Origin of the sequence: Pseudoflavonifractor phocaeensis (assembly GCF_021531815.1) — a bacterium.
GTDB classification, from domain to species: domain Bacteria; phylum Bacillota; class Clostridia; order Oscillospirales; family Oscillospiraceae; genus Lawsonibacter; species Lawsonibacter phocaeensis_A.
In genome coordinates this window covers 1-24083 of the sequence record NZ_JADYUM010000023.1, presented here as the reverse complement: position 1 = coordinate 24083, position 24083 = coordinate 1, and the positions used below count along the sequence as shown (strand labels likewise).

At 62.5% G+C, this 24083-nt stretch carries 20 protein-coding genes; 4 read left to right on the top strand and 16 right to left on the bottom strand.

The genetic code is table 11. The annotated features are described in order from the left end of the window. Positions 1-11 precede the first annotated feature (11 nt). Both I6E42_RS11735 and I6E42_RS11730 read left to right on the top strand, forming a co-directional pair. Positions 12-995 carry a 1-aminocyclopropane-1-carboxylate deaminase/D-cysteine desulfhydrase gene (locus I6E42_RS11735; protein WP_235372197.1) on the top strand — a complete coding sequence of 328 codons (984 nt, stop codon included), beginning with the start codon at positions 12-14 and terminating at the stop codon, positions 993-995. Positions 996-1032: 37 nt separating this feature from the next. Further along, positions 1033-2463, top strand: coding sequence for a Na+/H+ antiporter NhaC family protein (locus I6E42_RS11730; RefSeq protein WP_235372196.1), 1431 nt, complete (start codon positions 1033-1035; stop codon positions 2461-2463). 91 nt (positions 2464-2554) lie between these two features. Here the strand turns inward: I6E42_RS11730 and mfd are convergent, their stop codons facing one another. The 15 genes from mfd to I6E42_RS11655 all read right to left on the bottom strand — a co-directional run bounded on the left by mfd (position 2555) and on the right by I6E42_RS11655 (position 20091). Further along, the gene (mfd, locus tag I6E42_RS11725) at positions 2555-6067 is read right to left on the bottom strand and encodes a transcription-repair coupling factor (RefSeq protein WP_235372195.1); all 3513 of its coding nucleotides are present in this window, start codon (positions 6065-6067) and stop codon (positions 2555-2557) included. A 102-nt stretch (positions 6068-6169) separates the two neighbouring features. Continuing rightward, complete coding sequence (pth, locus tag I6E42_RS11720) at positions 6170-6763, bottom strand: aminoacyl-tRNA hydrolase (RefSeq protein WP_235372194.1); 594 nt, start codon at positions 6761-6763, stop codon at positions 6170-6172. Between the two features lie 154 nt (positions 6764-6917). Then, the gene (locus tag I6E42_RS11715; protein ID WP_235372193.1) at positions 6918-7904 is read right to left on the bottom strand and encodes a ribose-phosphate pyrophosphokinase; all 987 of its coding nucleotides are present in this window, start codon (positions 7902-7904) and stop codon (positions 6918-6920) included. 106 nt (positions 7905-8010) lie between these two features. Continuing rightward, complete coding sequence (locus tag I6E42_RS11710) at positions 8011-8694, bottom strand: UDP-N-acetylglucosamine diphosphorylase (RefSeq protein WP_235372192.1); 684 nt, start codon at positions 8692-8694, stop codon at positions 8011-8013. Between the two features lie 232 nt (positions 8695-8926). Continuing rightward, the gene (locus tag I6E42_RS11705) at positions 8927-9421 is read right to left on the bottom strand and encodes an HD domain-containing protein (RefSeq protein WP_235372191.1); all 495 of its coding nucleotides are present in this window, start codon (positions 9419-9421) and stop codon (positions 8927-8929) included. Between the two features lie 113 nt (positions 9422-9534). Beyond that, on the bottom strand, positions 9535-10791 hold the full coding sequence (locus tag I6E42_RS11700; RefSeq protein WP_235372190.1) for a glutamate-5-semialdehyde dehydrogenase: 1257 nt from the start codon (positions 10789-10791) through the stop codon (positions 9535-9537). Positions 10792-10813: 22 nt separating this feature from the next. Further along, positions 10814-11158 (bottom strand): antibiotic biosynthesis monooxygenase family protein, encoded by a 345-nt coding sequence (locus I6E42_RS11695; protein WP_235372189.1) that lies wholly within the window; start codon positions 11156-11158, stop codon positions 10814-10816. 18 nt (positions 11159-11176) lie between these two features. Further along, on the bottom strand, positions 11177-11947 hold the full coding sequence (proB, locus tag I6E42_RS11690) for a glutamate 5-kinase (protein WP_235372188.1): 771 nt from the start codon (positions 11945-11947) through the stop codon (positions 11177-11179). A gap of 37 nt (positions 11948-11984) precedes the next feature. Further along, positions 11985-12800, bottom strand: coding sequence for a pyrroline-5-carboxylate reductase (gene proC / locus I6E42_RS11685; RefSeq protein ID WP_235372202.1), 816 nt, complete (start codon positions 12798-12800; stop codon positions 11985-11987). Positions 12801-13027: 227 nt separating this feature from the next. Beyond that, a complete protein-coding gene (locus tag I6E42_RS11680; RefSeq protein WP_235372187.1) occupies positions 13028-14287 on the bottom strand; it encodes an acetyl-CoA C-acetyltransferase in 1260 nt (419 codons plus the stop codon). A gap of 336 nt (positions 14288-14623) precedes the next feature. Next, entirely contained in the window at positions 14624-16597 is a 1974-nt protein-coding gene (locus I6E42_RS11675; RefSeq protein WP_235372186.1) for a hypothetical protein, read from the bottom strand. Continuing rightward, on the bottom strand, positions 16581-17483 hold the full coding sequence (locus I6E42_RS11670; protein ID WP_235372185.1) for an ABC transporter ATP-binding protein: 903 nt from the start codon (positions 17481-17483) through the stop codon (positions 16581-16583). Before I6E42_RS11670 ends, I6E42_RS11675 begins: the two co-directional genes overlap by 17 nt. Next, positions 17480-17851: a GntR family transcriptional regulator gene (locus tag I6E42_RS11665; protein WP_235372184.1), complete on the bottom strand. Its 372-nt coding sequence runs from the start codon at positions 17849-17851 to the stop codon at positions 17480-17482. The genes I6E42_RS11670 and I6E42_RS11665 overlap by 4 nt, the downstream gene beginning before the upstream one ends. A gap of 289 nt (positions 17852-18140) precedes the next feature. Next, complete coding sequence (locus I6E42_RS11660; RefSeq protein WP_235372183.1) at positions 18141-19253, bottom strand: tyrosine-type recombinase/integrase; 1113 nt, start codon at positions 19251-19253, stop codon at positions 18141-18143. A gap of 205 nt (positions 19254-19458) precedes the next feature. Next, positions 19459-20091 (bottom strand): LexA family protein, encoded by a 633-nt coding sequence (locus I6E42_RS11655; protein WP_268841994.1) that lies wholly within the window; start codon positions 20089-20091, stop codon positions 19459-19461. A 128-nt stretch (positions 20092-20219) separates the two neighbouring features. Between I6E42_RS11655 and I6E42_RS11650 the strand changes: the two genes are divergently transcribed. Continuing rightward, a complete protein-coding gene (locus I6E42_RS11650) occupies positions 20220-20426 on the top strand; it encodes a helix-turn-helix domain-containing protein (RefSeq protein WP_235372181.1) in 207 nt (68 codons plus the stop codon). Positions 20427-20472: 46 nt separating this feature from the next. Beyond that, the gene (locus tag I6E42_RS12940) at positions 20473-20946 is read left to right on the top strand and encodes a BRO-N domain-containing protein (RefSeq protein ID WP_412761308.1); all 474 of its coding nucleotides are present in this window, start codon (positions 20473-20475) and stop codon (positions 20944-20946) included. 1759 nt (positions 20947-22705) lie between these two features. On the opposite strand, the gene I6E42_RS11640 is transcribed toward I6E42_RS12940, so the two are convergent. Further along, a partial coding sequence (locus I6E42_RS11640) for a hypothetical protein (RefSeq protein ID WP_412761307.1) occupies positions 22706-24083 on the bottom strand: 1378 nt, incomplete at its 5' end.

Genomic DNA, 24083 nt, shown 5'->3' with positions numbered 1-24083 from the left:
GGAGAAATCCCATGTACCCGATCGAAACCTTTTTGCAGAACACAGAGCGCGCGGCGCTGATGCCGGGACCCACGCCCCTGCACCGGCTGCGCGCCCCCTCCCCGCGGCCGGACGTCTCCCTGTGGATCAAGCGGGATGACATGACCGGGATCGGTCCGGGCGGCAACAAGATCCGGAGCCTGGAGTACATCCTGGGCGAGGCCCTGGCCTCGGGCGCCACCAAGGTCCTGACCTCCGGCCCGGAACAGTCCAACCTGTGCGCCCTCACCGCGGCGGCCTGCGCCAGAGTGGGCTTGCCCTGTGAACTGGTCATCAACAGCGGCGAGCCGGAGCGCAAGGAGGGCAACCTCCTGCTGGCGCAGCTCCTGGGTACCAAGATCCATTTCCTCGGCCCCTGCGGCGGAGACGCCCGCAACCGCCGCATGGAGGAACTGGCCGCCGCCTATGCGGCGGCGGGAGAGCGGCCCTTTGTGGTCCGCAACGGGGCCACCACCGGCCGCGGCGCCCTGGGCTATACCGCGGCGGCGGTGGAGCTGGCCCGCCAGCGCAGGGAGCTGGGCCTGGAGCGCATGACCGTCTTCGCCCCCGGCGGAAACGGCGGCGTCGCCGCCGGCCTGATCTACGGAAACGCCCTCATCGGCAGCCCCCTGCGCATTGTCATCGTCAGCGTGGAGGATGACCGGGACACCCTGCTCCGCCACATTCAGGCCACCATCCGGGAGACGGAACACATCACCGGTATCCCCATGGACATCCCCGTGGAGGCTGCCGCAGAGATCACGGACACCTACCGCGGCGGAGGCTGGGGGCAAAACACCCCGGAAAGCGGACGAGAGGTTTTGAACTTCGCCCGCCGGGAGGGAATCTTTATCGAAAACGTGTACAACAGCAAAGTCCTGGTCGGTATGAACGACTGGGTCGCGGCCGGGAAAGTGACCGGACCGGTATGCTATCTCCATACCGGCGGCCTGGGCTCCCTGTTCGCGCAATACTGACCGTATTAAAAGACAGAAGAATAATGGAGTGGATTTTATGGACTACGGATTTCTGACTCTGGTAGCGCCTTTGCTGACCCTTGCCATTGCCATCGCCACCCGAAAAGTTCCTCTGGCCATGCTGATCGGCATTTTCACCGGGCAGCTGATCATCTGCGGCTGGAATCCCTTTACCGCCATTAACGAAGGACTCAACTGCATCCTGGGCGTCTGTACCGACACCGGCAACCTGAAAACCTTCCTGTTTACCGCGCTGATGGGCGCTTTCGTGATCCTGGTGCGGGTCTCCGGCGGCGTCAAAGGCTTTGTCAATTTCCTCACCGAACAGAGCAAGCTGGTCAAGAGCAAGCGCGTCGCCATGCTTATCGCCTATGTCATCGGCATCATCATCTTCATCGACGGCCTGCTGAGCATCATGTTCACCGGCGTCGTCACCCGCCCCCTGATCGACAAGTACAAGGTCTCCCGAGAGAAGCTGGCCTACATCTGCGACGCCACCTCCGCCCCCATCAACGCCATCATCCCCCTGAACTCCTGGGGCGCCATGCTGATGGGCTTGATCGCCGCGGAGATCGCCTCCGGCTACATCCAGGGCAATCCCATGACTCTTCTGGTCAGCAGCCTGCCCTTCCAGTTTTACAGCGTGCTCTCCCTCCTCTTCGTCCTGTTCTACATTCTGACCGGAAAAGACTGGGGCCCCATGAAGAAAGCGGAGCTGCGGGTCCAGACCACCGGCAAGCTGTATGACGACGGCGTCACCCCCCTGCTCAACGACACAGACGGCTTTGAGGAGCTGGTCCCGGAGGGCAAGGAGAACAAATGGAACATGATGCTGCCCCTGATCACCCTGATCGGCGGCACCTTCCTGGGCCTGCTCATCACCGGCGGCGGCAACCTGGCCGAGGGCGACGGCACCACCTCCATTCTGTACGCCGTCACCATCACGCTGCTGATCATGTGCGCCATGTACACCAAGCAGGGCATCATGACTGCCAAGGAGTTTGGCGACAGCGTCATGAAGGGCGTCAGCAGCATGATGGGCCTGGTCATCCTGCTGATCCTGTCCTTTGCCATCGGCCGCGTCATCAAGGGCATGGGTACCGGCCAGTTCCTGGCCAGCCTGCTGGGCGACACCATCAGCGGCGCCTTCTGCCCCGCCATAATCTTCCTGATGGGCGCCGTGATGGCCTTCTGCACCGGCACCAGCTGGGGCACCTTCTCCATTATGATGCCCATTGCCATCCCCATGGCCGTGGCCATGGACGCCAATATCCTGCTCACCATCGGCGCCGTGGTGTCCAGCGGCATCTTCGGCGACCACTGCTCTCCCCTCTCCGACACCACCATTCTCTCCTCCATGTCCGTGGGCACCGACCTGTTCTCCCACGTCAAAACCCAGCTGCCCTACGCCCTTTTGGCCGCGGCCTGCGCCACCGTGCTCTATGTGGTCTTCGGCTTTGTGATGTGACCTCTCTTCTTTTGCGAAAACCCCCGCCATGTATCATGGCGGGGGTTTTCGTGTCATAATCACATTTTTCAGATATACCGGGACCGCGGTCTTAGTCCTCCCGGACCCCCTCCAGCCCCGCGACGTAGTCGGCCACCAAGGTCCGGGCCGCCCGCAGTGGGTCCTCGCCTTTTTTCAGTCGCAGGGACAGGTACGGTTTCTCCCCGGCGGAGAACAACAGCCGCCCCTTATACTTGTCGCCCCCGCACAGCTGGGACACCTGGCGCAGGTCGAATTTGGGTATGGTCAGCAGCAGAGCGCCGTTCTTCTGGTCGATGTCGGTGATGTCGGCCTTGGCGGCGTCCGCCCGGAGGAGGGCCACGGAGATCAGGTTGTTCACCTGCCGGGGCGGCTCGCCGTAGCGGTCGATGAGCTCATCCACCAGGTCGTCGGCGTCGGCCTCCGACCGCACCCCGGCGATGCGGCGGTACAGGTCCATCCGCTGCTCTGGGGAGGAGACATACCGGTCGGGGATGGAGGCGGCCACCGACAGGTTGGCGGCGCACTCGGTGCGGGTGGGGATGGGCTGGCCCTGCTCGGTGAGTACCGCCTCCTCCAGCAGCCGCAGGTACATGTCGTAGCCCACGGACAGCATAAAACCGCTCTGTTCCGGGCCCAGCACGTTGCCCGCCCCCCGGATCTCCAGGTCCCGCATGGCGATCTTGAAGCCGGAGCCGAACTCCGCGAACTCCCGGATGGCCTCCAGCCGCTTGGCGGCCACCTCGGAGAGGACCTTGCCCTTCCGGTAGGTGAGGTAAGCAAAGGCCCGGCGGCTGGACCGGCCCACCCGGCCCCGGATCTGGTGGAGCTGGGCCAGGCCCAGCTTGTCGGCATCCTCGATGATGAGGGTGTTAGCGTTGGGCAGGTCGATGCCCGTCTCGATGATGGTGGTGCACACCAGCACGTTGATCTCCCCGTCGGTCATCCGGCTCATCACGTCGTCGATGGCCTCCTGGGTCATCTTTCCGTGGGCCACTCCGATGGCGGCGTCCTCCCCCAGGAGGAGCTGGAGGCGGGCGGCGGTGCGGTCGATGGTCTCCACCCGGTTGTGAAGGTAATATACTTGCCCCCCTCTTTCCAGCTCCCGGCGCATGGCGTCGGCCAGCACGTTCCAGTCGTGCTCCAGCACATAGGTCTGGACCGGCTGGCGGTCGGCGGGGGGCTCCTCCAGGGTGGACATGTCCCGGATGCCGCTGAGGGCCATGTTCAGGGTCCGGGGGATGGGGGTGGCGGACAGGGTGAGAACGTCCACCTGCTTGAAATTTTCTTTGAGCTTCTCCTTGTGTTGGACGCCAAAGCGCTGCTCCTCGTCCACCACCAGCAGGCCCAGGTCCTTGAACCGCACGTCCTTGTTGAACAGCCGGTGGGTGCCGATGAGCACGTCCACGCTCCCGTCCTCCACCTTGCGCAGCGTCTCCTTCATCTGGGCGGGGGTGCGGAACCGGGACACCACGTCCACGTTCACCGGGTACTTCCGAAAGCGGTTCATGGCGGTGAGGTAGTGCTGCCGGGCCAGGACGGTGGTGGGTACCAGAATGGCCGCCTGCTTTCCGTCCAGGACACACTTCATAATGGCCCGGAAGGCCACCTCCGTCTTGCCGTAGCCCACGTCGCCGCACAGCAGCCGGTCCATGGGGGTGGCCCGCTCCATGTCCCGCTTGATCTCCTCGATGCACCGCAGCTGGTCGTCAGTCTCGGTGTACTCGAACTGCTCCTCAAACTCCCGCTGCCAGGGGGAGTCGGGGGAAAAGGCGTAGCCCGGCTGGCGCTGGCGCTGGGCGTAGAGCTGGATGAGCCCCTTGGCCAGGTCCTGGACCGCCTTCTTGGCCTTCTTCTTGGACTTTTCCCACTCGGTGCCCCCCAGGCGGTTGAGTTTCTTCGTCTCGTTGGCGTCCTCGCCGCCGCCGATGTACTTGGACACCAGGTCCAGCTGGGTGGCGGGGACATAGAGCACGTCGGTGCCCGCGTAGGCGATCTTCACATAGTCCTTCTCGATGCCGTCCACCGGCATCTTCACCATGCCCACGTACCGGCCCACGCCGTGGTGCTCATGGACCACCAGGTCCCCGGGGGACAGGTCGGCGTAGGATTTCAGCTTCTGCCGGTTGGTGGCGTCCTTTCGGGCCCTGGGGCGCTTCACCGCCGTCCGGTCCCCCTCGGCCAGGACGGCCAGCTGGATGCCCGGGTACTCCATGCCCGCGGACAGCCCCCCTAGGGTAATGACCGTCTGGCCGGGCTTGGGCAGCTCCTTCAGCTGGAAGTCCACGGCGGAGCGCACCTTCTGCTCCCGCAGCAGGGCCTGGAGGTCCAGGGCCCGCTGCTCCCCGGATGCCAGCACCAGGGAGGCAAAGCCGGTGTTCTGGTAGTGGCTCAGGTCCTGGACCGCCGTCTCCAGGCTGGCGCCGAAGGAGGGCAGCTGCTTGGCCGTGAGGGACAAAAGGACCTTGGGGGGCGTGGGGTATCCGGCGGTGGTGAAGGAATCCAGATAGGCCACCGCCCAATCCTCCAGGAAGGCGCACAGCTGGGGGAAGGTCCGGGCCAACTCCCCGCAGGCGCCGTCCAGCTCTCCCCGGTCCAGAAGGGTCTTCACGTCCTCCTCCAGCTGCCACTGGTAAGTCTTGGCCCGGTCGGCCACCCGGGGGCACTGGTCAAAGATGACGCAGGCGTCTCCGGGCAGGTAATCGGCGGCGGTGGCCAGCTCCGGGTAGATGAGGGCCAGGTAGCGGTCCATGGCCGGGAAGGAGCGGCCCTGGGCAATGGCCTCCCGGTCCTGCTCCAGGGTGGCGGCCAGCTCCTTCTGGCCCTCCCGGGTGGCCTTGGCGGCCAGCTTCCCCAGCTTCTCCGACAGTCCGGCCAGACCGCCGGGGGCCATCTGGGGCAGCACCTCGGCGGCGGGCAGCAGGCGGACGGCGTCAATATTCTCGGTGCGCCGCTGGGTGGAGGGATCGAAGACCCCCATGGCGTCCACCTCATCCCCGAAAAACTCCACCCGGACGGGCGCCTCCATACCGGGGCCGTAGACGTCCAGGATGCCGCCCCGGAGGGCGAACTGGCCCACCCCTTCCACCTGGTCGCAGCGGACATAGCCGGCGGCGGACAGGGTCTCGGCCAGGTCGTTCAGGTCCCGGGTCTGGCCCACCTTCAGCTCCACCCGGCACCGGTCCAGCACCGCCGGGGGCAGGGTGCGCTGGAGCAGGGCTTCCACCGTGGCCACCAGGTAGGGCGCTTCCCCCGCCGCCAGCCGCTCCATCAGGGCCAGCCTCTTGTGCTCCCACTGGCGGGAGACGGTGGCCGCGTTGTGGAAGGTGAAGGACCGGGAGGTGAGCACCGGGACAGGCTGCTCCGTGAACGCGGACAGGTCCCGGGCCAGCCGTTCCCCCTCCCCCTCGTCGGCGCACACCACCACCACGGGTCGGCCCGTCATCAGGCCGATCCCGGCGGCCACATGGGTCCGGTGGATATTGGCCACTCCGGACAGGGCCACAGGACAGCGGCCCCCCTCTATGGCGGAGAGGAGCTGCTGAAATTCCGGGATCCGGTTGAGCGCGGCGGTGAGCAGTTTCATGGCGTACCTCACTTAACTTACAAAAAATGGAAACTACAGATGTGGGAAAAGCCCCTCTTCCCCGCGGAAAGGGGGGTGGGAACGGGGGTGGTCGGCAGCCCCTCACCCGTTGAAACGGTTCATCCCCTTGTCCAGTCCATCCTTCAGGATACACTCAATGGCGTCGGCGGCCCGCTTCACGGCGGCGTCGATGGCCTTCTTGTCCTCTCCGGTGAACTTGCCCAGCACCCAGTCGGCCAGGTCATAGTCGGGGTGGGGCTTCTCCCCCACGCCCACCCGGATGCGGGGGAACTGGTCGGTGCCCAGGTGCTGGATGATGTTCTTCAGGCCGTTGTGGCCCCCGGCGGAGCCCTTGGCCCGGATGCGCAGCTTGCCCACGGCTAAAGCGGTGTCGTCGGACACCACCAGCACATGGTCGGGGGGCACCTTGTAGAAATCCACCGCCTGGCGCACCGCCTCTCCCGACAGGTTCATATAGGTGATGGGCTTCATCACCAGCACCTTTTCCCCGGAAATGGTGAGCAGATTGGTCAGGGCCTTGAACTTCAGCTTCTGAATGGGGGCGTGCTGGCGCTCCGCCACCTCGTCGGCCACCATGTAGCCCACGTTGTGCCGGGTATTCTCATATTTATCGCCGGGGTTGCCCAGACAGACCAACAACCAGCTTGCTCCGCCGGAATTTTTTTTGAAAAACATGGGCGTCTCCTCGTTTTCTCAGCTTTCAGGCAATCCAAATAGGGACGGGTAAACCTTACCCGCCCCTTGTTTGGGCTGTTATTCAGGGTGTACGCGGAACCGGGCGCCGCGGTCAGCCGCAGCCTTCCATCAAACGCCTCCGCCTTTTGACCGATTACAGGAACAGCGGGGACACGGAGGTCTCCATATAGATATGGCTGATGGCCTCGGCGAACATGTGGGCCACAGAGATGTATTTGATCTTGTCGCAATGGACGCCGGCCTTGGGCGGAATGGTGTTCAGGAAGATGACCTCGTCCAGGACACTGTCGCCGATGCGCTGAACGGCGGGGCCGGACAGCACGCCATGGGAGGCGCAGGCGGTGACGTCTTTGGCGCCGCCCAGCTCCACCAGGGCCTTGGCGGCGTGGCACAGGGACCCGCCGGTATCCACCATGTCGTCCAGAAGGATGACGTGCTTGTCCTTCACGTCGCCGATGATGTTCATGACCTCGGAGGAGTTGGCCTTCTGGCGGCGCTTGTCCACGATGGCCATGGGCATATCCAGCTTCTGGGCAAAGGCCCGGGCCCGGGCCACGGAGCCCACGTCGGGGGACACCACCATGGTGTCGGCGTGGACGGCGGCGAACTTGCGGATAAAGTGGTCCACAAAGATGGGGGAGCCCAGCAGGTTGTCCACAGGGATGTCAAAGAAGCCCTGGATCTGGTTGGCGTGGAGGTCCATGGTCAGCACCCGGTCGGCGCCGGCGGTGGTGATCAGGTCGGCCACCAGCTTGGCGGAGATGGGGTCGCGGGGCTTGGTCTTGCGGTCCTGACGGGCATAGCCGAAGTAGGGGATCACGGCGGTGATCCGGCCGGCGGAAGCCCGCTTCAGGGCGTCGATCATGATGAGCAGCTCCATCAGCGCGTCGTTGACGGAGTGGCTCTTCCCGTCCTTGTCCACAAAAGCGCAGGTGGACTGGACCACGAACACATCGGAGCCGCGGACGGTCTCATAGAAAGAAGCGAAATTCTCTCCGTCGGAAAACGCACCTACCTCAGAGGTGCCCAGAGGGATGCCCAGTTCCTTGCAGATGTCACTTGCCAGCTGGGGATTGGAATTGCCGGTAAAAACCTTGATGTCCTTCCCATGTGCGATCATGTTGTTTCCTCCCATTGTTCGGCATGTGCCCGGTCCTGTCCCGCCGGGCACGCCATTTTCCTTTTCTTATTGGCGCGGAATCCATATTTGAAGCGAGCGCTCCGGCTCACTTTTTCCCTTTTTTCTCCCGGTTGGCGGCGGCCCAGCCCTCCTTGACCTCCTGACGGGACCGGCCGATGGCCATGGCGTCGCCGGGGATGTCCTCGGTCACGGTGGTGGCGGCGGCGATAAAGGCCCCGTCCCCAATGGTCACCGGGGGTACAAAGTTGGTGTTGCAGCCCACGAACACGTTGCTGCCGATGGTGGTGCGGTACTTTTTGAAGCCGTCGTAATTGCAGGTGACGGTGCCGCAGCCGAAGTTGCAGTGGTCGCCCACGTCGCTGTCCCCCACATAGGTCAGGTGGGCCATCTTGGTACCCTCGCCCAGATTGCAGTTCTTCAGCTGGACAAAGGCCCCGATCTTGGAGCCGGCCCCCACCACACAGTGGGGCCGGATGTGGGTATAGGGACCGATCTGGCAATCCTTGCCGATCCTGCTCTCCTCGCACTGGGAGGCGTTGATGGTGGTCCCCTCCTCCACGACGCAGTCGGTGAGCATCACATTGGGCCCGATCTGGCAGTTGGGGCCAACCGCGGTGTTTCCCCGCAAAATGGTGCCGGGCAGCAGCAGGGTGCCCGCGCCTACGGTGACAGTCTCCTCCACATAGACGGAGGCGGGGTCCAGCATCTCCACACCGGACTCCAGCAGTTCCTGGCGCTTTGCGGCCAGGGCGGCGGAGTGATCCTTCATCTGGAATTTATCCTCCTATGGCGGCAGGACGCCGCCGTCTGATTTTATATTCGGCGCCGGGCCAGAGTCTGTCCCGGCATCTGTTGACATTATAGCATAATAACAGGGAATTTCATCCATGACAAGGAAAATTTTTTCCAATTGGGCCAGAAACGTCAATTTTTGAACAAAATCGACCAATCCGCAAAAAGCTCCTCTCTGCTGTGTGAGAGAGGAGCTCTTATGTCCGCCTTCAGTGGACAGTGACCAGGGGACAAACCCCCAGCCGCCGGCGTAGCTTGGCGGGGTGATAGATGCGAAATACTTCCAGTCCGGCGCAGAAGGTGTCCACCAGGTCCACCAGCCAGGCCTCCCGGGACCGGGGCAGGGCGCCTCCCAGGGGCCACATGTGGGACAGGATGATGTTGCGCTCCTTGGCCGACAGCTTGGTCAGGCCCTCGGCGTTCCGGGCCGCGGCCCGGGGATGGTCAAAGCACTGCCAGCCGGGGTGGGCGGACTTGTCCTTGGAGTCGTAGAGGTACAGGTCGTGGAGCAGGCCGCCCCGGGCGGCGGCCACCTCGTCCATGCCCAGAGCCTTGGCCGCCCGGAAGGACAGGTAGGCCACAAACAGGGAGTGGTCCAGGGTGGTGATGGGGCCGTGGTGCTTCCACTGGCCCATCATCCGCACCTGGTCGGAGTCCAGCAGCTCCCCGGTGGTATTGACAAATTCACGCATGTATCGGTTCATAACGATCACCCTTTCCAGGAAAACAAAAGCCTTTGGCCGGAAGGCCGGACCGCGCCCCTCCCTCCCATCATACTCCGGGCGGGCGCCGGTGTCAGCAGGAAATTTTTCCCTGCTCAGCGGACCTGTCCGCTGCCCCGGACCACATACTTGAAGGTGCACAGCTCCCGCAGGCCCAGGGGGCCCCGGGCGTGGAGCTTCTGGGTGGAGATGCCCATCTCACAGCCCAGGCCGAACTCCCCTCCGTCAGTGAACCGGGTGGAGGCGTTCCAGTAGACGGCCGCGGAGTCCACCCCCGCCAGGAACTTCCGCGCCGCCGCCTCGTCGGCGGTGACGATGGCCTCGGAGTGGCCGGTGGAATGGGCAGCGATGTGGGCCATGGCGGCGTCCACTCCGTCCACAATACCCACGGCCAGGATATAGTCCAAAAACTCGGTGTCAAAGTCCCCGGGACCGGCGGGGGTGCCCTCCACCGTGTCAAAGGCGCAGCCGCCCAGCCGCAGCTCCACGGGCTGCTCCCCCCGGGCGGCCCGGTCATCCACCAGGCGGCGCTTCAGCTTGGGCAGGAACTGGCCGGCAATGTCCTTGTGGACCAGGCAAACCTCGGCGGCGTTGCATACGCTGGGCCGGGAGCACTTGGCGTTTTCCACAATATCCAGGGCCATCTCCTGGTCGGCGGCTTTGTCCACATAGATGTGGCAGATGCCGGTCCCTGTCTCCAGGACGGGGACGGTGGCGTTGTCCACGCAGGCCCGGATGAGTCCGGCGCCGCCCCGGGGGATGAGCAGGTCCACATAGCCCCGGGCGCACATCAGCTCATTGGCGGAGGCCCGGGTGGTGTCCTCCACCAGCCCCAGGGCCTCCTGGGGCAGTCCGGCGGCGGACAGTCCCTCCCGCAGGGCGGCCACAATGGCGGCGGCGGAGCGGTGGGCCTCCTTACCGCAGCGCAGGACGCAGGCGCTCCCCGCCTTCAGGGCCAGGGCGGCGGCGTCGGAGGTGACGTTGGGGCGGCTCTCGTAGATGATGGCGATGACCCCCATGGGGACGGCGGTGCGCTCAATGACCAGACCGTTGGGCCGCTCCACCCGGGCCAGCACCTCCCCCACCGGGTCGGGCAGGGCGGCTACCTCCCGGATGCCCTTGGCCATGCCGGCGATCCGGCTCTCGCTGAGGGCCAGCCGGTCCAGCATCACCTCGGAGATGGTCCCCCGGGCCCCCTCCAGATCCAGGGCGTTGGCGGCCAGAATGTCCGACGTGTGTTCCTCCAGAGCCCCGGCCATGGCCAGCAGGGCCTTGTTTTTGGTATCCGTATCCGCCAGAGCCATGGCGGCCTTGGCCCCTTTGGCCTGGGTCAAAAGTTCCATTGTGGTCATAACACAGACCTCCCTGTATTATTTAGTGGAAATATTCCTTTGAGTCATCAGGAGCCTGAGTCCGGTCCTCCTCGGTATAGGAGCGCAGGACCTGGGCCACGGTTACCCGGTAATCCTGGAAAAGAGCCTCTCTCCCCCGCTGTTGACAGCGGCGGTGTTCCAGCCGGTTGCGCCACTGGGCCACAAAGTCCTCATTTTCCCAGTAATTGATGCCCAGCAGGGTGTTGGGATCGGTGCCGGACACAAAGCCCTCCGATCTCAAAAAGCCGGGCTGTTCTTTCAGATGTTCCCGCAAGGCCTGGCTCAAAGCCCGGTAATCTTCCATGCACCCTTCCTTCACGGTCACCCGAAACAGGACCATGACCATTTCCGTCCCCTCCTGTACTTATTTGTTGCTTCCCAAAAACCGTGTGCCCACTGCCTTGCCCTCCACGATGTCATAGAGGCGCTCGGGGTGCTCCCCGTTGGTGATGACCATGTCGCAGCCCCGGGCGGTGACCATTTTGGCGGCCCGCAGCTTGGTGGCCATGCCGCCGGTGGCCAGCTCGCTGCCCTTGCCCCCGGCCAGGGCCTCGATCTCGGGGGTGACCGCCTCCACCACGGGTACCAGCCGGGCGGACCGGTCCTGCCGGGGGTCGGCGGTGTACAGCCCCTCGATGTCGCTGAGCAGCACCAGCAGGTCGGCCTCCACGGAGCAGGCCACAATGGCCCCCAGGGTGTCGTTGTCGCCCACCTTGATCTCGGCGGTGGCCACGGTGTCGTTCTCATTGATGACAGGCAGGGCCCCCAGCTCCAGCAGGCGGAACATGGTGTTCTCAAAGTTGTGCCGCCGGTCCTCGTGGTCCACGTCCTCCCCGGTCAGCAGGACCTGGGCCACGGTATGGTTATACTGGGAAAACAGCTTGTCGTAGGTGTACATCAGCTCGCACTGGCCCACGGCGGCGGCGGCCTGCTTGGTGGGCATGTCGGCGGGACGTCCGGGCAGGTTCAGCTTGCCCACCCCCATGCCGATGGCTCCCGAGGATACCAGGATCATCTCATGGCCCGCGTTTTTCAGATCGGACAGCACCTTGACCAGTTCCTCCACATGGCGGATGTTCAGCCGCCCGGTGGCGTGGGCCAGGGTGGAGGTGCCCACTTTGACAACGATTCGCATACTTTCTTTCTCCTAACTACAGCCGTTTTACGCCATGTCAGTCCTTTTTGCCCAGGGCCAGGGTCTTCTCATAAGCGGCAATGACCGCGTCCATGGCGGCGCCCCGGAAGCCCCGCTCCTCCAAGGTCCGCACGCCCTGGATGGTGGTGCCACCGGGAGAACACACCGCATCCTTCAAAGCGCCGGGGTGCTTTCCGCTCTCCAGCACCATCCGGGCGGAGCCCGCCGCCATCTGGGCGGCATAGGCCAGGGCCTTGTCCCGGGGCAGGCCGCAGGCCACGCCGCCGTCCGCCAGCGCCTCGATGAACAGGTAGGCGAAGGCGGGGCCGCAGCCGGAGACGGCGGAGGCGGCGTCGATCAGATTCTCCGGCACCCGGTCCACCAGCCCGGCGGGGGCCAGCAGCCCGGCAAAGGCGTCCAACTCCTCCCCGGAGGCTTCCAGTCCGCAGTATTGGACCACTCCCGCTCCGATGGAAGCCGGGGTGTTGGGCATCAGCCGGATCACGGGGCAGTCCACCCCCGCCAGCTCCCGGATGCGGGCGCAGGACAGCCCGGCGGCCATGGTGGCCAGCACAAAACGGCCGGTCCGGGCCGCCAGGACGGGGGCCAGCTCCTCCAGCACGCCGGGCATCATCTGGGGCTTTACCCCCAGGAAGATCAGATCGCAGCGTTCGGCGATCTCCCCGTTGGTACTCACCCGGGCCCGGGTCAGCTCTCCGGCCAGCTTCTCCGCTTTGGCCGGGGTGCGGTTTGCCAGATACAGGACGGCCCCTTCCTCCGCCCCCTTGTCAGCGGCCCGGGCCAGAGCGGAACCCATGTTTCCCGTGCCGATAAAACCGATGGACTGATACATCATTCATTCCTCCCACGGATGCGGCCCGGAGGGCCGCTGCCTGATTGTCTCTATCATAGCACAATTCTCCCCGGGATGATATTGAATATTGTGTTAAAGTTTTATGATGGAGCGGTCCTCTCTTTGGTTCCCTAAAGCAAAAAGAGGAGCCCCCACGGCTGCCGCGCCGCGGGGGCTCCCTCTATCTATGTGATCCTTCCAGAATCACAGCTTATGCCGGGATGTACTCAGCACTTCTCGAAGATGGTGGCAACGCCCATGCCGCCGCCGATGCACAGGGTGGCCAGACCCTTCTTGGCCTCGTCACGCTTGGCCAGCTCATGGAGCAGGGTGACGATGATGCGGGCGCCGGAAGCGCCGACGGGGTGGCCCAGGGCGATGGCGCCGCCGTTGACATTGACCTTGCTCATGTCGAAGTGCAGCTCGCGGGCCACGGCGATGGACTGGGCGGCAAACGCCTCGTTGGCCTCCACCAGGTCAATGTCCTCGATGGTCAGGCCGGCCTTGTCCATGGCCTGACGGGAAGCGGGAACGGGACCCACGCCCATGATCTTGGGGTCCACGCCGCCCTGGCCCCAGGAGACCAGCTTGGCCATGGGCTTCAGGCCGTACTTCTCCACGGCCTCGCCGGAGGCCAGGATGATGGCGGCGGCGCCGTCGTTGATGCCGGAGGCGTTGGCGGCGGTGACGCGCTGCTCGTGCTTGCGGGTATCGGCCTCGTGGACCTGGGTCATCTCAAAGGTGTGGACCACCTGCTCCTCCACGCCCTCGGGGCCCACGGGGAAGGCGCCCTTCAGCTTGCTGATGCCCTCGGCGGTGACGCCGGCGCGGGGGAACTCGTCCACCTTGAACTCCACCATCTGCTTCTTCTGCTTGACCATCACGGGGACGATCTCGTCGTTGAAGCGGCCGGAGTTGATGGCGGCCTCAGCCTTATTCTGGGAGGAGGCGGCGAACTCGTCCAGCTCCTGGCGGGTGATGCCCCAGATGTCGCAGATGTTCTCGGCGGTGGTGCCCATGTGGTAGTTGTTGTAGGCGTCCCACAGGCCGTCCTTGATCATGGTGTCGATGACCTTCTTATCACCCATGCGGGCGCCCCAGCGCTCGGCAGGCAGGGCGTAAGGGGCGGCGGACATATTCTCCATGCCGCCGGCCACGATGATGTCGGCGTCGCCGGAGGCGATGGTACGGCCGGCCTCGATGACGGACTTCATGCCGGAGCCGCAGACCATGCCGACGGTATAAGCGGGGACGGAGATGGGCACACCGGCCTTGATGGCGGCCTGGCGGGCGGGATTCTGGCCCAGGGCAGAGGTGAGGACGCAGCCGAACATGACCTCGTCCACCTGCTCGGGCTTGACGCCGGCCCGGTTCAGGGCCTCCTTGATCACAATACCGCCCAGATCAGCGGCGGGGGTGTCCTTCAGGGAGCCGCCAAAGGAACCAATGGCGGTGCGGCAGCAGTTGACAACATAGATTTCCTTCATAGTGTCTGAAACCTCCAATATTTGGTTTTGGCGTCTCTGGGACGCCCATCTTTCCGCTCTTGTTATGAATTATATCGAAGGCCGAATGAAAAAGCAACAAGATTCTTGTGGCATCGGACACTGTTTCTGACTGAGGTTGACACATTATTGCAAATATGCAATAAACATCATTGGTCCCAGGTAATAAACCTCAAAAACCGACGCCGCGGCGGTCCCTGCGGCAGTGGGAATCAGAAACGGCCGCCCATTGGGCGGCCGTTTCACGTGGAACGACGGACGTTCACGGAGTTCGCTTATTCTGTGGCGAACCGGTTGGCGCGGGACTGCGCCGGGAGATCAGCCCTTCGTATCCAGGACCTCAACAGTCATGGGCATGTCAAGGGGAAACTCTTCCTCCTCCGGCTCTTCGGAGGGGGTGTGGGGCCGCAGCTCATAGCGCTCCCCCAGGCCGGAGAACTCCTCCAGCCAGGCCAGGGTCCGCTGGGCGTTGGGAGTGAGGGTGATGGTCAGCTCCCTGCCTCTGACCACCGTCTGCCCTCTGACGCCCAGGCTGGTTATCTCAAAGGAGAAGGTCAGGTCGGTACGGTAGGTGTTGTCCATGCGCTCCTGGTCCTCAAAGAGGTAGCGCACGCCGATGGTGCCATCCCGGAAATCGGCCCGGACCGCCTGCCACAGGTCTTCCAGCTCCTCCCCGGTGATTCCGTCCAGATAGCGTCTGGACTGTTCCTGCCGGGAACCGTTTTCATACAGCTGGTACAGGTCGGTGAGGTAGGCCTCCACCAGCCGGCCCTCCTCACACTGGTCAAAGCCGTACTGGTCCTCCACCAGCTCCCGGTCCTGGATAAACTGCTGGGCCTGCCAGGTGATGGAGCCCTCCAGGTCCCGCTCATCCTGATAGATGGGGACGGAGTAGTACCGCCGCTCCAGAGTGGCGCCGCTGGTCAGGGTGTAGGTCACGCTGAAGTAAATGGCGTCCTCCCCCGGTTGGTAGCCATCGCTGTTTTGGTCCACCCGGTCCTTGTCCTGGACGATGGCCCGGTGCAGGTCCACCACCTTCCGGATCTGGTCGGGGTCGGTCACCTCTCCGCTGTAGCTGCGGGCCTTGTCATAGGGATAGCCCATATCGAGGTCGAGGGTCAGGGAGCTGACCGCTCCGGCGTCAGGCACTTTATTCTCGATTCCGAACCAATCCATGGCAAAGGCGGCACACAGCAGGGTCATGGCCGCGGCCACCGCCAGGGCGTGCTTCCAGTATTTCAGCACCCGGAAGGATTTTTTCAGCAGCATCTCCGCCGCGAAGCAGCCCACCACGCCCCAGAGGATGACGCACAGGGACATGGGCAGGGCCTCGGTCCAGTTGAAGAAGGCGGCGGTGCACACGCCGAAGCACAGGCCCACGCAGAAGGCCACCCCGTACCGGAACAGGGGACGAACCAGGGGAACGGCCACCACATCCCCGGCGGACTCCACATGGCGGCGCTGGTAGACCAGCAGGGCCAGCACAGCCAATACTACCCCGGCGGCGGCATAGGCCGCCACGGTTCCGGGGGACTCCAGGCTGCGGGACAGCGCTTCCCCGGAGTCGCTGTAAGCCGTCTGCCACTGGCAGGCCTCCCCCAGGGCGTACACCGGAGTCAGATACCGCACCAGCGGGCCATCCGCCCGCATCCCGGGATAGCCGAAGAAAAACAGGTCCATCAGGGACGTGACCAGGAAGTAGACGGAAATCACCAGCCCATTTAGGATCCCGTAAAAGGCGGGCAGGGCCAGCAGGTGCCCGGTGAACATGGCGCAGAAGGCGGCGAAGGAAAAGAAGAACAGGGCGGTGCCGCTCTGGGCCAGGAACAGGGTCCCCAGGGCGGACAGCGCCTGCCCCCACTCCGCGGGGGGCAGCAAGGCCAGCTCCACCGCCGCCCCCATCAGGGCCGCCGCCAGCTGGGGTAGCAGCAGGAAGCTGAGGCCCGCCAGGTAGTTGGACCAGAACAGGGCCTCCCGCCGCACGGGGAGGGCGTGCATGGTGCAGGCCGCCCGGTTGTTGTACAGATAGCCGAACACCGCCATGGCCGCCAGCACGCCGCAGACCACAGACAGGAACAGCCCCACCATCAGGACGTCGGGCAGCTCCAGGGCCCGGTCCAGCAGCTCCGCCTGGGCCTGGGAGACCCCCTGGCCCCAGCGGAGGGCGTTGAAATAGCAGTTCATCAGATTCAGCGGGACGGCAAAGACCCAGATCACGCCGTACAGGGCCCACAGGGGCCAGAACCGGGCCATGGTTTTCCGGTAGAGGGTGGAATTAAAGAATGATGTCACGGACCCCATAGTCCTCACCTCCCAATTCATAAATAAAGATCTCCTCCAGGGACAGGGGCAGGACCTCCAGCAGAATGGGGCTGTACGCCGCCATCCGGCTCTTGATCTCCGCCGGGTTGCCCCGGACGATGTAAGTGTACACCCGGCCCACCTGGGAGGTGTGGAGGATGTTCATGTCACGGGGCAGCTGGGGCGGCTCGGACTGGGCGAAGGCCGCCTGGAGCTTGACGATGTTGTCCTGGAGGTCGGTGAGGGACCGCTCCAGCAGCACCTTCCCGTGGGACAGGATGCCCACGTGGTCACACACGTCCTCCAGCTCCCGCAGGTTGTGGGAGGAGACCAGCACCGTGGTCCCCCGCTGGGCCACGTCCCCCATGAGCAGGGACCAGACCTGCCGCCGCATCACCGGATCCAGGCCGTCCACCGGCTCGTCCAGCACCAGCAGGTCGGGCTCGCAGCACAGGGCCAGCCAGAAGGCCGACTGCTTCTGCATGCCCTTGGACAGGCGGCGGATGGGCTGTTTCTCGTCCACCTCGGGGAAGGCCTCCTTCAGGGCCTGATACCGCTTGTCGTCAAACCTGGGGTAGAGCCCCCGGTAAAACTTCATCATGTCCCGGGTGGAGGCGGAGGCGAAGTAGTACAGCTCGTCGGGGATGACGGCGATCTTGGCCTTCACCGCCGGATTCTCATAGACCGACTGGCCGTCCACCAGCACGGAACCGCTGTCCGGACGGTACACCCCCGTAATGTGCCGCAGAATGGTGGATTTTCCCGCTCCGTTGGGGCCCACCAAGCCGTAAATGGAGCCCCGCTCCACCTTCATGGTCAGGCCGTCCAGGGCCTTGAAGCCCTCGAAGGTCTTGGTCACGTTGTTCACCTGGATCATTGCGCCTCTCCCCTTTCCATGGCCCGGATGCGGGCCCACAGCGTCTCTCCGTCCATGCCCAGAAACAGCAGCTCCGCCGCTGTCCGGTCAAAGACCTGGAGCAGTTCTTCCTTCCGCCCCCGGTCCACCCCGGTGTGGGGGGCGGCAAAGGAACCCTTGCCGGGGACGGAGCAGAGATAGCCCTCCGACTCCAGGGCCTCATAGGCCCGCTGGATGGTGTTGGGGTTGATGGCCAGGGTGCTGGCCATGGTCCGCACCGAGGGCAGCTTTTCCCCCTCCCGGATCACCCCGGTCACCATCAGCCGCCGCAGTCCGTCCTTGACCTGCTCGTAGATGGGTCGGGCGTCCCGGTAATCTAAATTCAGCACGGAAGTCCCTCCTTCCTGGTATCCCGGCGGACTGGGCCGCCGGTCCGAACTGTATGAAGTGTTCTAGTACGGCCAGTATACCGGAGAGTGAGGCAAAATACAATTAAGAAGTGTTTAAGAATTTCTTAGAATAACCTCAATTCCACTAATCCATTGAAAACACTGGCTTTCCGTTGCGCCACAATGGTTTGTGGGTTGCACAGACTTGCGATTATTTGTTATAGTTTGTAGGTATTTAGGACACATAAAAGACACAGTAACGGACACAGTAAATGCAGCGCCTTTACACTCAAGATCCATTCGCTTTTCTTTCGTTTTCGGCCATTCGCATTTCCAGATAAGCATTTACCTTGTCCGCGCTGGAGGCGTGGTGTTTGGACCGCAGGTCTGTATAAATATTCCTCACGATCTGCTCCGTGTCCCCGACAAAAGCGGCGGTAGACTTCGGGTCTATCCCGGCCTCAAAGCAAATCGTACTGAACGAATGGCGGAAGTAATGCGGGGTGACGACGGGCACCTCAACCGGATTATTGTCCGCGTCATATTCCCATTTCGTCAGCCCTGTGTCGTGGCAATACGCTTTCCATACTCTGTTAAACTGGGCAAGCGACATATAATTTCCATCTTTGTTTGGAAAAATCTTCCCGATCCGGTTTCTCGGAAGAGCGTCAGCCAGCGGCTTTAACAGAGGAATATCCCGTTTCCCGTTCTCGCTTTTCAGGTGATGTTCCAGGTGCGGGATATTTCCATATGCGTAATTCAGTTTTTTTGTGATGTGGATGACCATATTCGTCCGGTCGATGTCCTTCCATTCCAGGGCCAGCAGCTCCCCCCGGCGGCATCCGGTGTACAGCAGCATGAGCCCCAGCAGCCACCACTTTCCGGTCCGGCACCGTTCCACCTGGTATTCCTGCTCCTCGGTCAGCGCAGAACGCTTTTTCTCCGGGAGATTCTTCCCGTGCCTTACCTCAACCGCCGGGCTGACTTCAATGTCTCCCTGCATGACGGCGTGGGAGAAAATCTGCTTGAGCACAGTAAGCTCAATGGAAACGGTGTGCTTTGCGTAGCCTTTCCCCTCAAACTGGGTGATGTACCGCTTGACGTCAATGGGTTTGATATCTCCGGCCCGCTGTGTAAAATACTCCTTGATCCGCTTTACCGCAAGTCCGTATACCTTGTAGGTGCTGTAGCTGATATCCGCCTCATGCTGCTTGTACCACTCGTCCGCGATCTCCGGCAGCTTGCGGCCCTGTTTTCGGTCCGTGTCGTACTCCAGGATCTTCTTGTCCACTTCCTGGCATGTCCTTCCCCTGAATTTCACCCGCTTTCCGTTGATGGTCCGGGAGGTCTCAAAGATCCCGTCCGGTCTGCAATAGTATTTCGCCTTTTTCTTTGCTGCCATTTTACATTCCTCCTCGTAAAAACCATTTGCCTACCGGGAGGAAAAGTGCTATACTGTTCTCGCAAAGTGTGCACTATCCCCCTTGAATTGCCTGTGGTGGGTGTTCTTGTGGTTTGGCTTCGTGGTGGTTGCCTGGTTGGTGTTGATTTTGCGTCTGACGTCCGATGTTCGCAGCATCGGGCGTCTTTTTTTGCGCCCATGTGCCTCACCTTACCTTGCTGATAAAGTGGGTAGCCAGCCCCAGCACACGGACATTATTTACATCGTCCCCCGTAAAAACCTTTGGAGGATATGCGGGATTCTCTGCCTGGAGGGTGACGGTGCCGTTTTCAAAATAGAACCGTTTCAGCGTGGCCTCGTCCCCGTCCACCAGAACGGCGGCGATCTGGCCGTTCTCCACCTCCGGCTGCTGCTTGATGCAGACGATATCACCGTCGTGGATTCTGGCGCCGATCATGCTGTCCCCCTTGCACAGAAGGGTGAAGTCGCACTTCACGAAATCTGGGATCTGGTCGTAGCCTTCGATATTCTGCTCTGCCAGGATAGGCTCACCGCAGGCGATAGTGCCCAGGCGCGGGCGGGCGATCATGGACGGCATTGGCATGACGTTCCCGGGGATGGTGACAGCCTCCTGGTCATCGTCGATGAGGTAGGAGGGCCTGACGCAAAACATCTCCGCCATGGCCTTGATCTTGGACGCGGGGATGTCGTACACCCTTCCGCACTCCCATTTGCTTACGGCGTTCTTCTTCACGCCGAGCCGTTCTCCGAATTCGACCTGGGTCAAACCCATTCTTTTCCGGTGCATTTTGATCTTTTCTCCTGCTGTCACATCCATCACGTCCTTTGTTGTGTGTATCTTAATAATAACGATTTAAATATTTTTGTCAAGAAAAAATATCTTGACAGCGTGAAAAAATAATTCTATACTGTTGGTATCTTGAAAAGGTGAATTGAGGTGATTGTATGAATGTAAACATGTTCAAGGGGGCAATGCGCTCCTGCGGACTGACCCAGGAGGAGACCGCCAAGCAAATCGGGATCAGCGTGTCCAGATTCAACGCAAAGACGAACAATTATAACGGCGCAGAGTTCAACCTTGCGGACATCCGTGCGCTGAAGCGGGTCCTTGGCCTGTCTGCGGAACAGGTGGACCAAATTTTTTTGGTCTAAAAGTATCTTGAAAAGGTGAATAATAAACAGACAGAAAGGAGCCAACATGAACGAACTTCAAGTATTCAACAACCCAGACTTCGGCGAAGTCAGAACCATAGAGGAGAACGGCGCTGTGCTGTTCTGTGGGAGCGACGTGGCGAAGGCACTTGGGTATAGCCGTCCAGCAGATGCGGTATCGTCCCATTGCAAGGGGTCGGTGATTCGCCGACTCCCTACATCCGGAGGGGCGCAGGAAATAAAATTCATCCCCGAATCCGACCTCTACCGCCTTGTGTTCAGCTCCCGTCTCCCCCAGGCGGAGAAGTTCACAGACTGGGTGACGCAGGAGGTCCTCCCCACCATCCGCCGCCACGGGATGTACGCCACCGCCGAGACGGTGGAGAAGATGCTCTCCGACCCGGACGCCATGATCCAGGTGTTCACGGCCTTGAAGGAGGAGCGTGCCGCCCGGCAGGCGCTTGCGGATAAGGTGGAGCAGGATGTGTCTGTCTCGCTGTTTACCAGAACGACTCCATGATTTGATAGATCTCCTTGTCCGAGAGGTCCTTGCCATTCCGCATACTCTCTACCACCGACCGCTCCGGTTCCTGCCCGTACTCCTTCTCCAGCAGCTCCGTCCAGTTGGGTTCCATTCTGTTCGCCTCCTAAAGCAGCGTTTTCTGTGTTCTCAGTATACCCCGCCCCGCTCCTGCTGTCAAAACCATTCCGGTTTTCTACATCCTGCCGTGTAGAAATCCCACCCACAATGGCCTGCAAAAGCGGGTCCGTCCCCCGGTCATATGGGACCTCCAGCTGCATCTGCGCTACCCGCTCCTTCACCGCCTCCCGCTGCTGGGATTTGGTCATGCCGCCTGTGTCGATGCCAAGCTGCGCGGCAGATGCCGGGTCGTTGAGAATCGCCTCCGCCTGCTTGTTGGTGACAGGTTGCATGGTCTTGATGATTGCGTCCAGCAGCGCGTCCCCGGTGGTTGTCTGCGTACCCTGTCCATTTCCGCCTGTGGCGGCCTCTGCTGCCGCCTTCTTCTGTGCCGTGTCCACGGTATCCTGCTGCGCTATCCGCGCTCCTGCGGTCTCCTGCGCGGATTCCTGTGCCGTCTGTGCGTTTACTCCAGGCTTGTACTTCCCTGTGGCCACGCTGACCGCGCCGCCGAGTCCGCCCAGGATGCCGCCCACTGCCGCGTCGTGGAGTATGTCGGTGACGGTCTCCGCGCTGTAATGGCTCATCGGGTCCTTCCCGTCGTAGATGGACTCCAGGGCGGGAGAGATGGCCCCGGACACGACCTCCTCCAGCGCCTCGCCCGCGCCGCTGGCCAGCACATGGAGGGCGCGTCGTCCGTTCTTACTCCCGGCCATCTTCCGGATGACGCCCTCCACAATATCGTCCGCCGCACCGCCGCCGTAGATTCCGGCCAGGCCGTCGAAGATCTTTTCGCTGAGCACTTCCACGCCTGCGGATGCCGCACCGTATCCCAGCTGCTGGGCAAGCGTTGCCCCGTTGAGCCGCGCCTGCTGCGCGCCGGAGCCGAAGGCCCGGTAGCCCATGGATGCAAGTCCGGCGCCTGGTGCCACAATGTTTGCCGCCGCGTCCCCCAGCATCTGGGTACCGGCAACGCCCGCGTCAACAGCCAGTCTGCCAACGGTCCCAAGACCCTTCTTTGCGGTCTCGATGTCCTTCTGTGCGCTCTCCTGAACCGTGTCGGCAAGCTGTGCGGCGGCTTGTGTCGCCTTCTGCTGGACCTGCTCCCCGGAAACCTTTGCCATGGCGTCATACTTGCGCTGCCAATCGTCGATGATGTTCTGTTGAGACCGAAGGTCCCGGTCCGCCCATGTACCGGGCGCCTTTGCGTTTTCTTCCAGCATGACGCGCATGTCATACTTTGCCCGGTCCAGACTCCGGCTGTACTCCGCCATGGTCTCAGCGTCCCGGGCGGCGCGTGCGTTATGCCCGGACTCATACAGCGCCCTGGACGCGTCCGTCATGCCTGACGCGCTGCTCTTGACCGCGCCATTCACCGTGTTCCATACCCTCTGCCAGAAGGAGAGCGACCCGGCGTCATCCTGCTCATCGCTTGAGTCGTAAGCAGCAGGGCGGGGGCTTGCCCCCGCCGTCTCCTTCTGCTGCGTCTGCTGCTTCACGGTCAGCGAAACAGAACCGCTTTTTGACTGATAGACGCGCTCCTGCTTTGCGGAAGCCGTGGAAGCCCTTTCCTCTTTCCCGCTGGAGAACACCTGGCCCGTTGCTTGATTTGTGAGTGTGACGCCCATGTCTGTCCTCCTTAGTTAAAGCTGATGTCAAATCCACACGCCTTAAATTTTGTCTTCAGTTTTTCCTTCTGAGACGCCGTCAGGTTAGCGGACTCGATTGCATTGAGCAGGGCGTTCACGTCATAGTAGGCTTTCCCTGCCCATACGAAGACCCCTTCGTCCGGATCGTAGTCAAGACTTGTCTGATTCCCAGATCCCGTCCCGCCGTAACCGGTCCAGAAAGAGCCGCCCGTGGTCCCATTCTCCTGCTGATACTTCTCCCACGCCTGCTGTGCGCTCAGCCCGCCCGCCGCCTTCTGGCTGTTCGGGCCCCAAAGGCCGTCCTTGGTCACGCCGTAGTATGCCTGCATGGCCTTTATCTGCTGTGCGGTCAGCCCGCCGTTGTCATATCCCTTTCCACTTCTTGACGTATTTGTGGACGTGCTCGCGGCACTTCCCGCCGGAGCCGGCGTTTCTGCCGCGGCGGTATCTCCCACGCCGGTGTAAAGTCCATATTTCAGGGCAAGTTCCAGGTCCGCTGCCTCCTGGGCTGCGGCCAGCTGATCGTCTTCCCGCTCCAGGCCCTGTACCCGGACCAGCTCCTTGTACAGCGCGGTGGCGAGAGTGGAGTTTCCGCTGGCTCTTGCCTCGGCGATGGCGCTTTCATACTGATACTTAAGGTTCGTTTTTGCCAGCTGGATGTCGCTGAGCGCGTTTGCCTTTGCCTGGTCCAGATTGGCGATGTCCCGCTGGTATGCGCTGCTCCGGGCAAGCTCCGCCTGCCCCGCCGCCCCGGATGACAGTCCGGAGGCCGCTGCCCGCTCGTCAAAGGCCTTCCTTGCCAGGGCGTCCTGGGCTGCCACGTTGTTCCGGGCCGCGTCATACTGCTGTGGCAGCCTCGCCTCCTGGTCGTCGTAGCCAGCCATGCTCTTTTCGTAGGCCACCTTGAGTCCGGCGAGCTGTGCCTCAAGCTGGGAAGCGTAGGCCTTGCGCAGGTACTCGCTCAGGTCATATTCCCCCTTCGCCGGGATGGCCTGGTCTTGTTTCCGCATCAGCTCGATGTACTCGCTTCCGTCTTCGCCACCACGGTACCCGTAAGAGTTCCGCAGGATCTCCGCCTGGTCGTGCCAGTAGTCCTTTTCTTCCTGGGTTGTCGCGGCGTTCCAGTTTGCACCATAAGAATGCAGAAGGTCCTGGTCCTCCTGGCTCATGATTCTGGATGCGTAGTAGTCGCTTCCTGCGCCCGCCGGTGTGTATCCCCCGGCGGAGGAACCTCCAGAGCTTCCAGAGGACGGCGTCTTAATATCCTGGGACACACGGCCACTGCTGGAACTGCTGGAACCTCCAGAGCTTCCAGAGGACGGCGTCTTAATATCCTGGGACACACGGCCACTGCTGGAACTGCTGGAA

Bases quoted from the DNA above. Each gene is read 5' to 3' on its own strand.
- I6E42_RS11735 (WP_235372197.1), top strand. From the start codon at position 12: ATGTACCCGATCGAAACCTTTTTGCAGAACACAGAGCGCGCGGCGCTG.
- I6E42_RS11730 (WP_235372196.1), top strand. From the start codon at position 1,033: ATGGACTACGGATTTCTGACTCTGGTAGCGCCTTTGCTGACCCTTGCC.
- mfd (WP_235372195.1), bottom strand. From the start codon at position 6,067: ATGAAACTGCTCACCGCCGCGCTCAACCGGATCCCGGAATTTCAGCAG.
- pth (WP_235372194.1), bottom strand. From the start codon at position 6,763: ATGTTTTTCAAAAAAAATTCCGGCGGAGCAAGCTGGTTGTTGGTCTGT.
- I6E42_RS11715 (WP_235372193.1), bottom strand. From the start codon at position 7,904: ATGATCGCACATGGGAAGGACATCAAGGTTTTTACCGGCAATTCCAAT.
- I6E42_RS11710 (WP_235372192.1), bottom strand. From the start codon at position 8,694: ATGAAGGATCACTCCGCCGCCCTGGCCGCAAAGCGCCAGGAACTGCTG.
- I6E42_RS11705 (WP_235372191.1), bottom strand. From the start codon at position 9,421: ATGAACCGATACATGCGTGAATTTGTCAATACCACCGGGGAGCTGCTG.
- I6E42_RS11700 (WP_235372190.1), bottom strand. From the start codon at position 10,791: ATGACCACAATGGAACTTTTGACCCAGGCCAAAGGGGCCAAGGCCGCC.
- I6E42_RS11695 (WP_235372189.1), bottom strand. From the start codon at position 11,158: ATGGTCATGGTCCTGTTTCGGGTGACCGTGAAGGAAGGGTGCATGGAA.
- proB (WP_235372188.1), bottom strand. From the start codon at position 11,947: ATGCGAATCGTTGTCAAAGTGGGCACCTCCACCCTGGCCCACGCCACC.
- proC (WP_235372202.1), bottom strand. From the start codon at position 12,800: ATGTATCAGTCCATCGGTTTTATCGGCACGGGAAACATGGGTTCCGCT.
- I6E42_RS11680 (WP_235372187.1), bottom strand. From the start codon at position 14,287: ATGAAGGAAATCTATGTTGTCAACTGCTGCCGCACCGCCATTGGTTCC.
- I6E42_RS11670 (WP_235372185.1), bottom strand. From the start codon at position 17,483: ATGATCCAGGTGAACAACGTGACCAAGACCTTCGAGGGCTTCAAGGCC.
- I6E42_RS11660 (WP_235372183.1), bottom strand. From the start codon at position 19,253: ATGGCAGCAAAGAAAAAGGCGAAATACTATTGCAGACCGGACGGGATC.
- I6E42_RS11655 (WP_268841994.1), bottom strand. From the start codon at position 20,091: ATGGATGTGACAGCAGGAGAAAAGATCAAAATGCACCGGAAAAGAATG.
- I6E42_RS11650 (WP_235372181.1), top strand. From the start codon at position 20,220: ATGAATGTAAACATGTTCAAGGGGGCAATGCGCTCCTGCGGACTGACC.
- I6E42_RS12940 (WP_412761308.1), top strand. From the start codon at position 20,473: ATGAACGAACTTCAAGTATTCAACAACCCAGACTTCGGCGAAGTCAGA.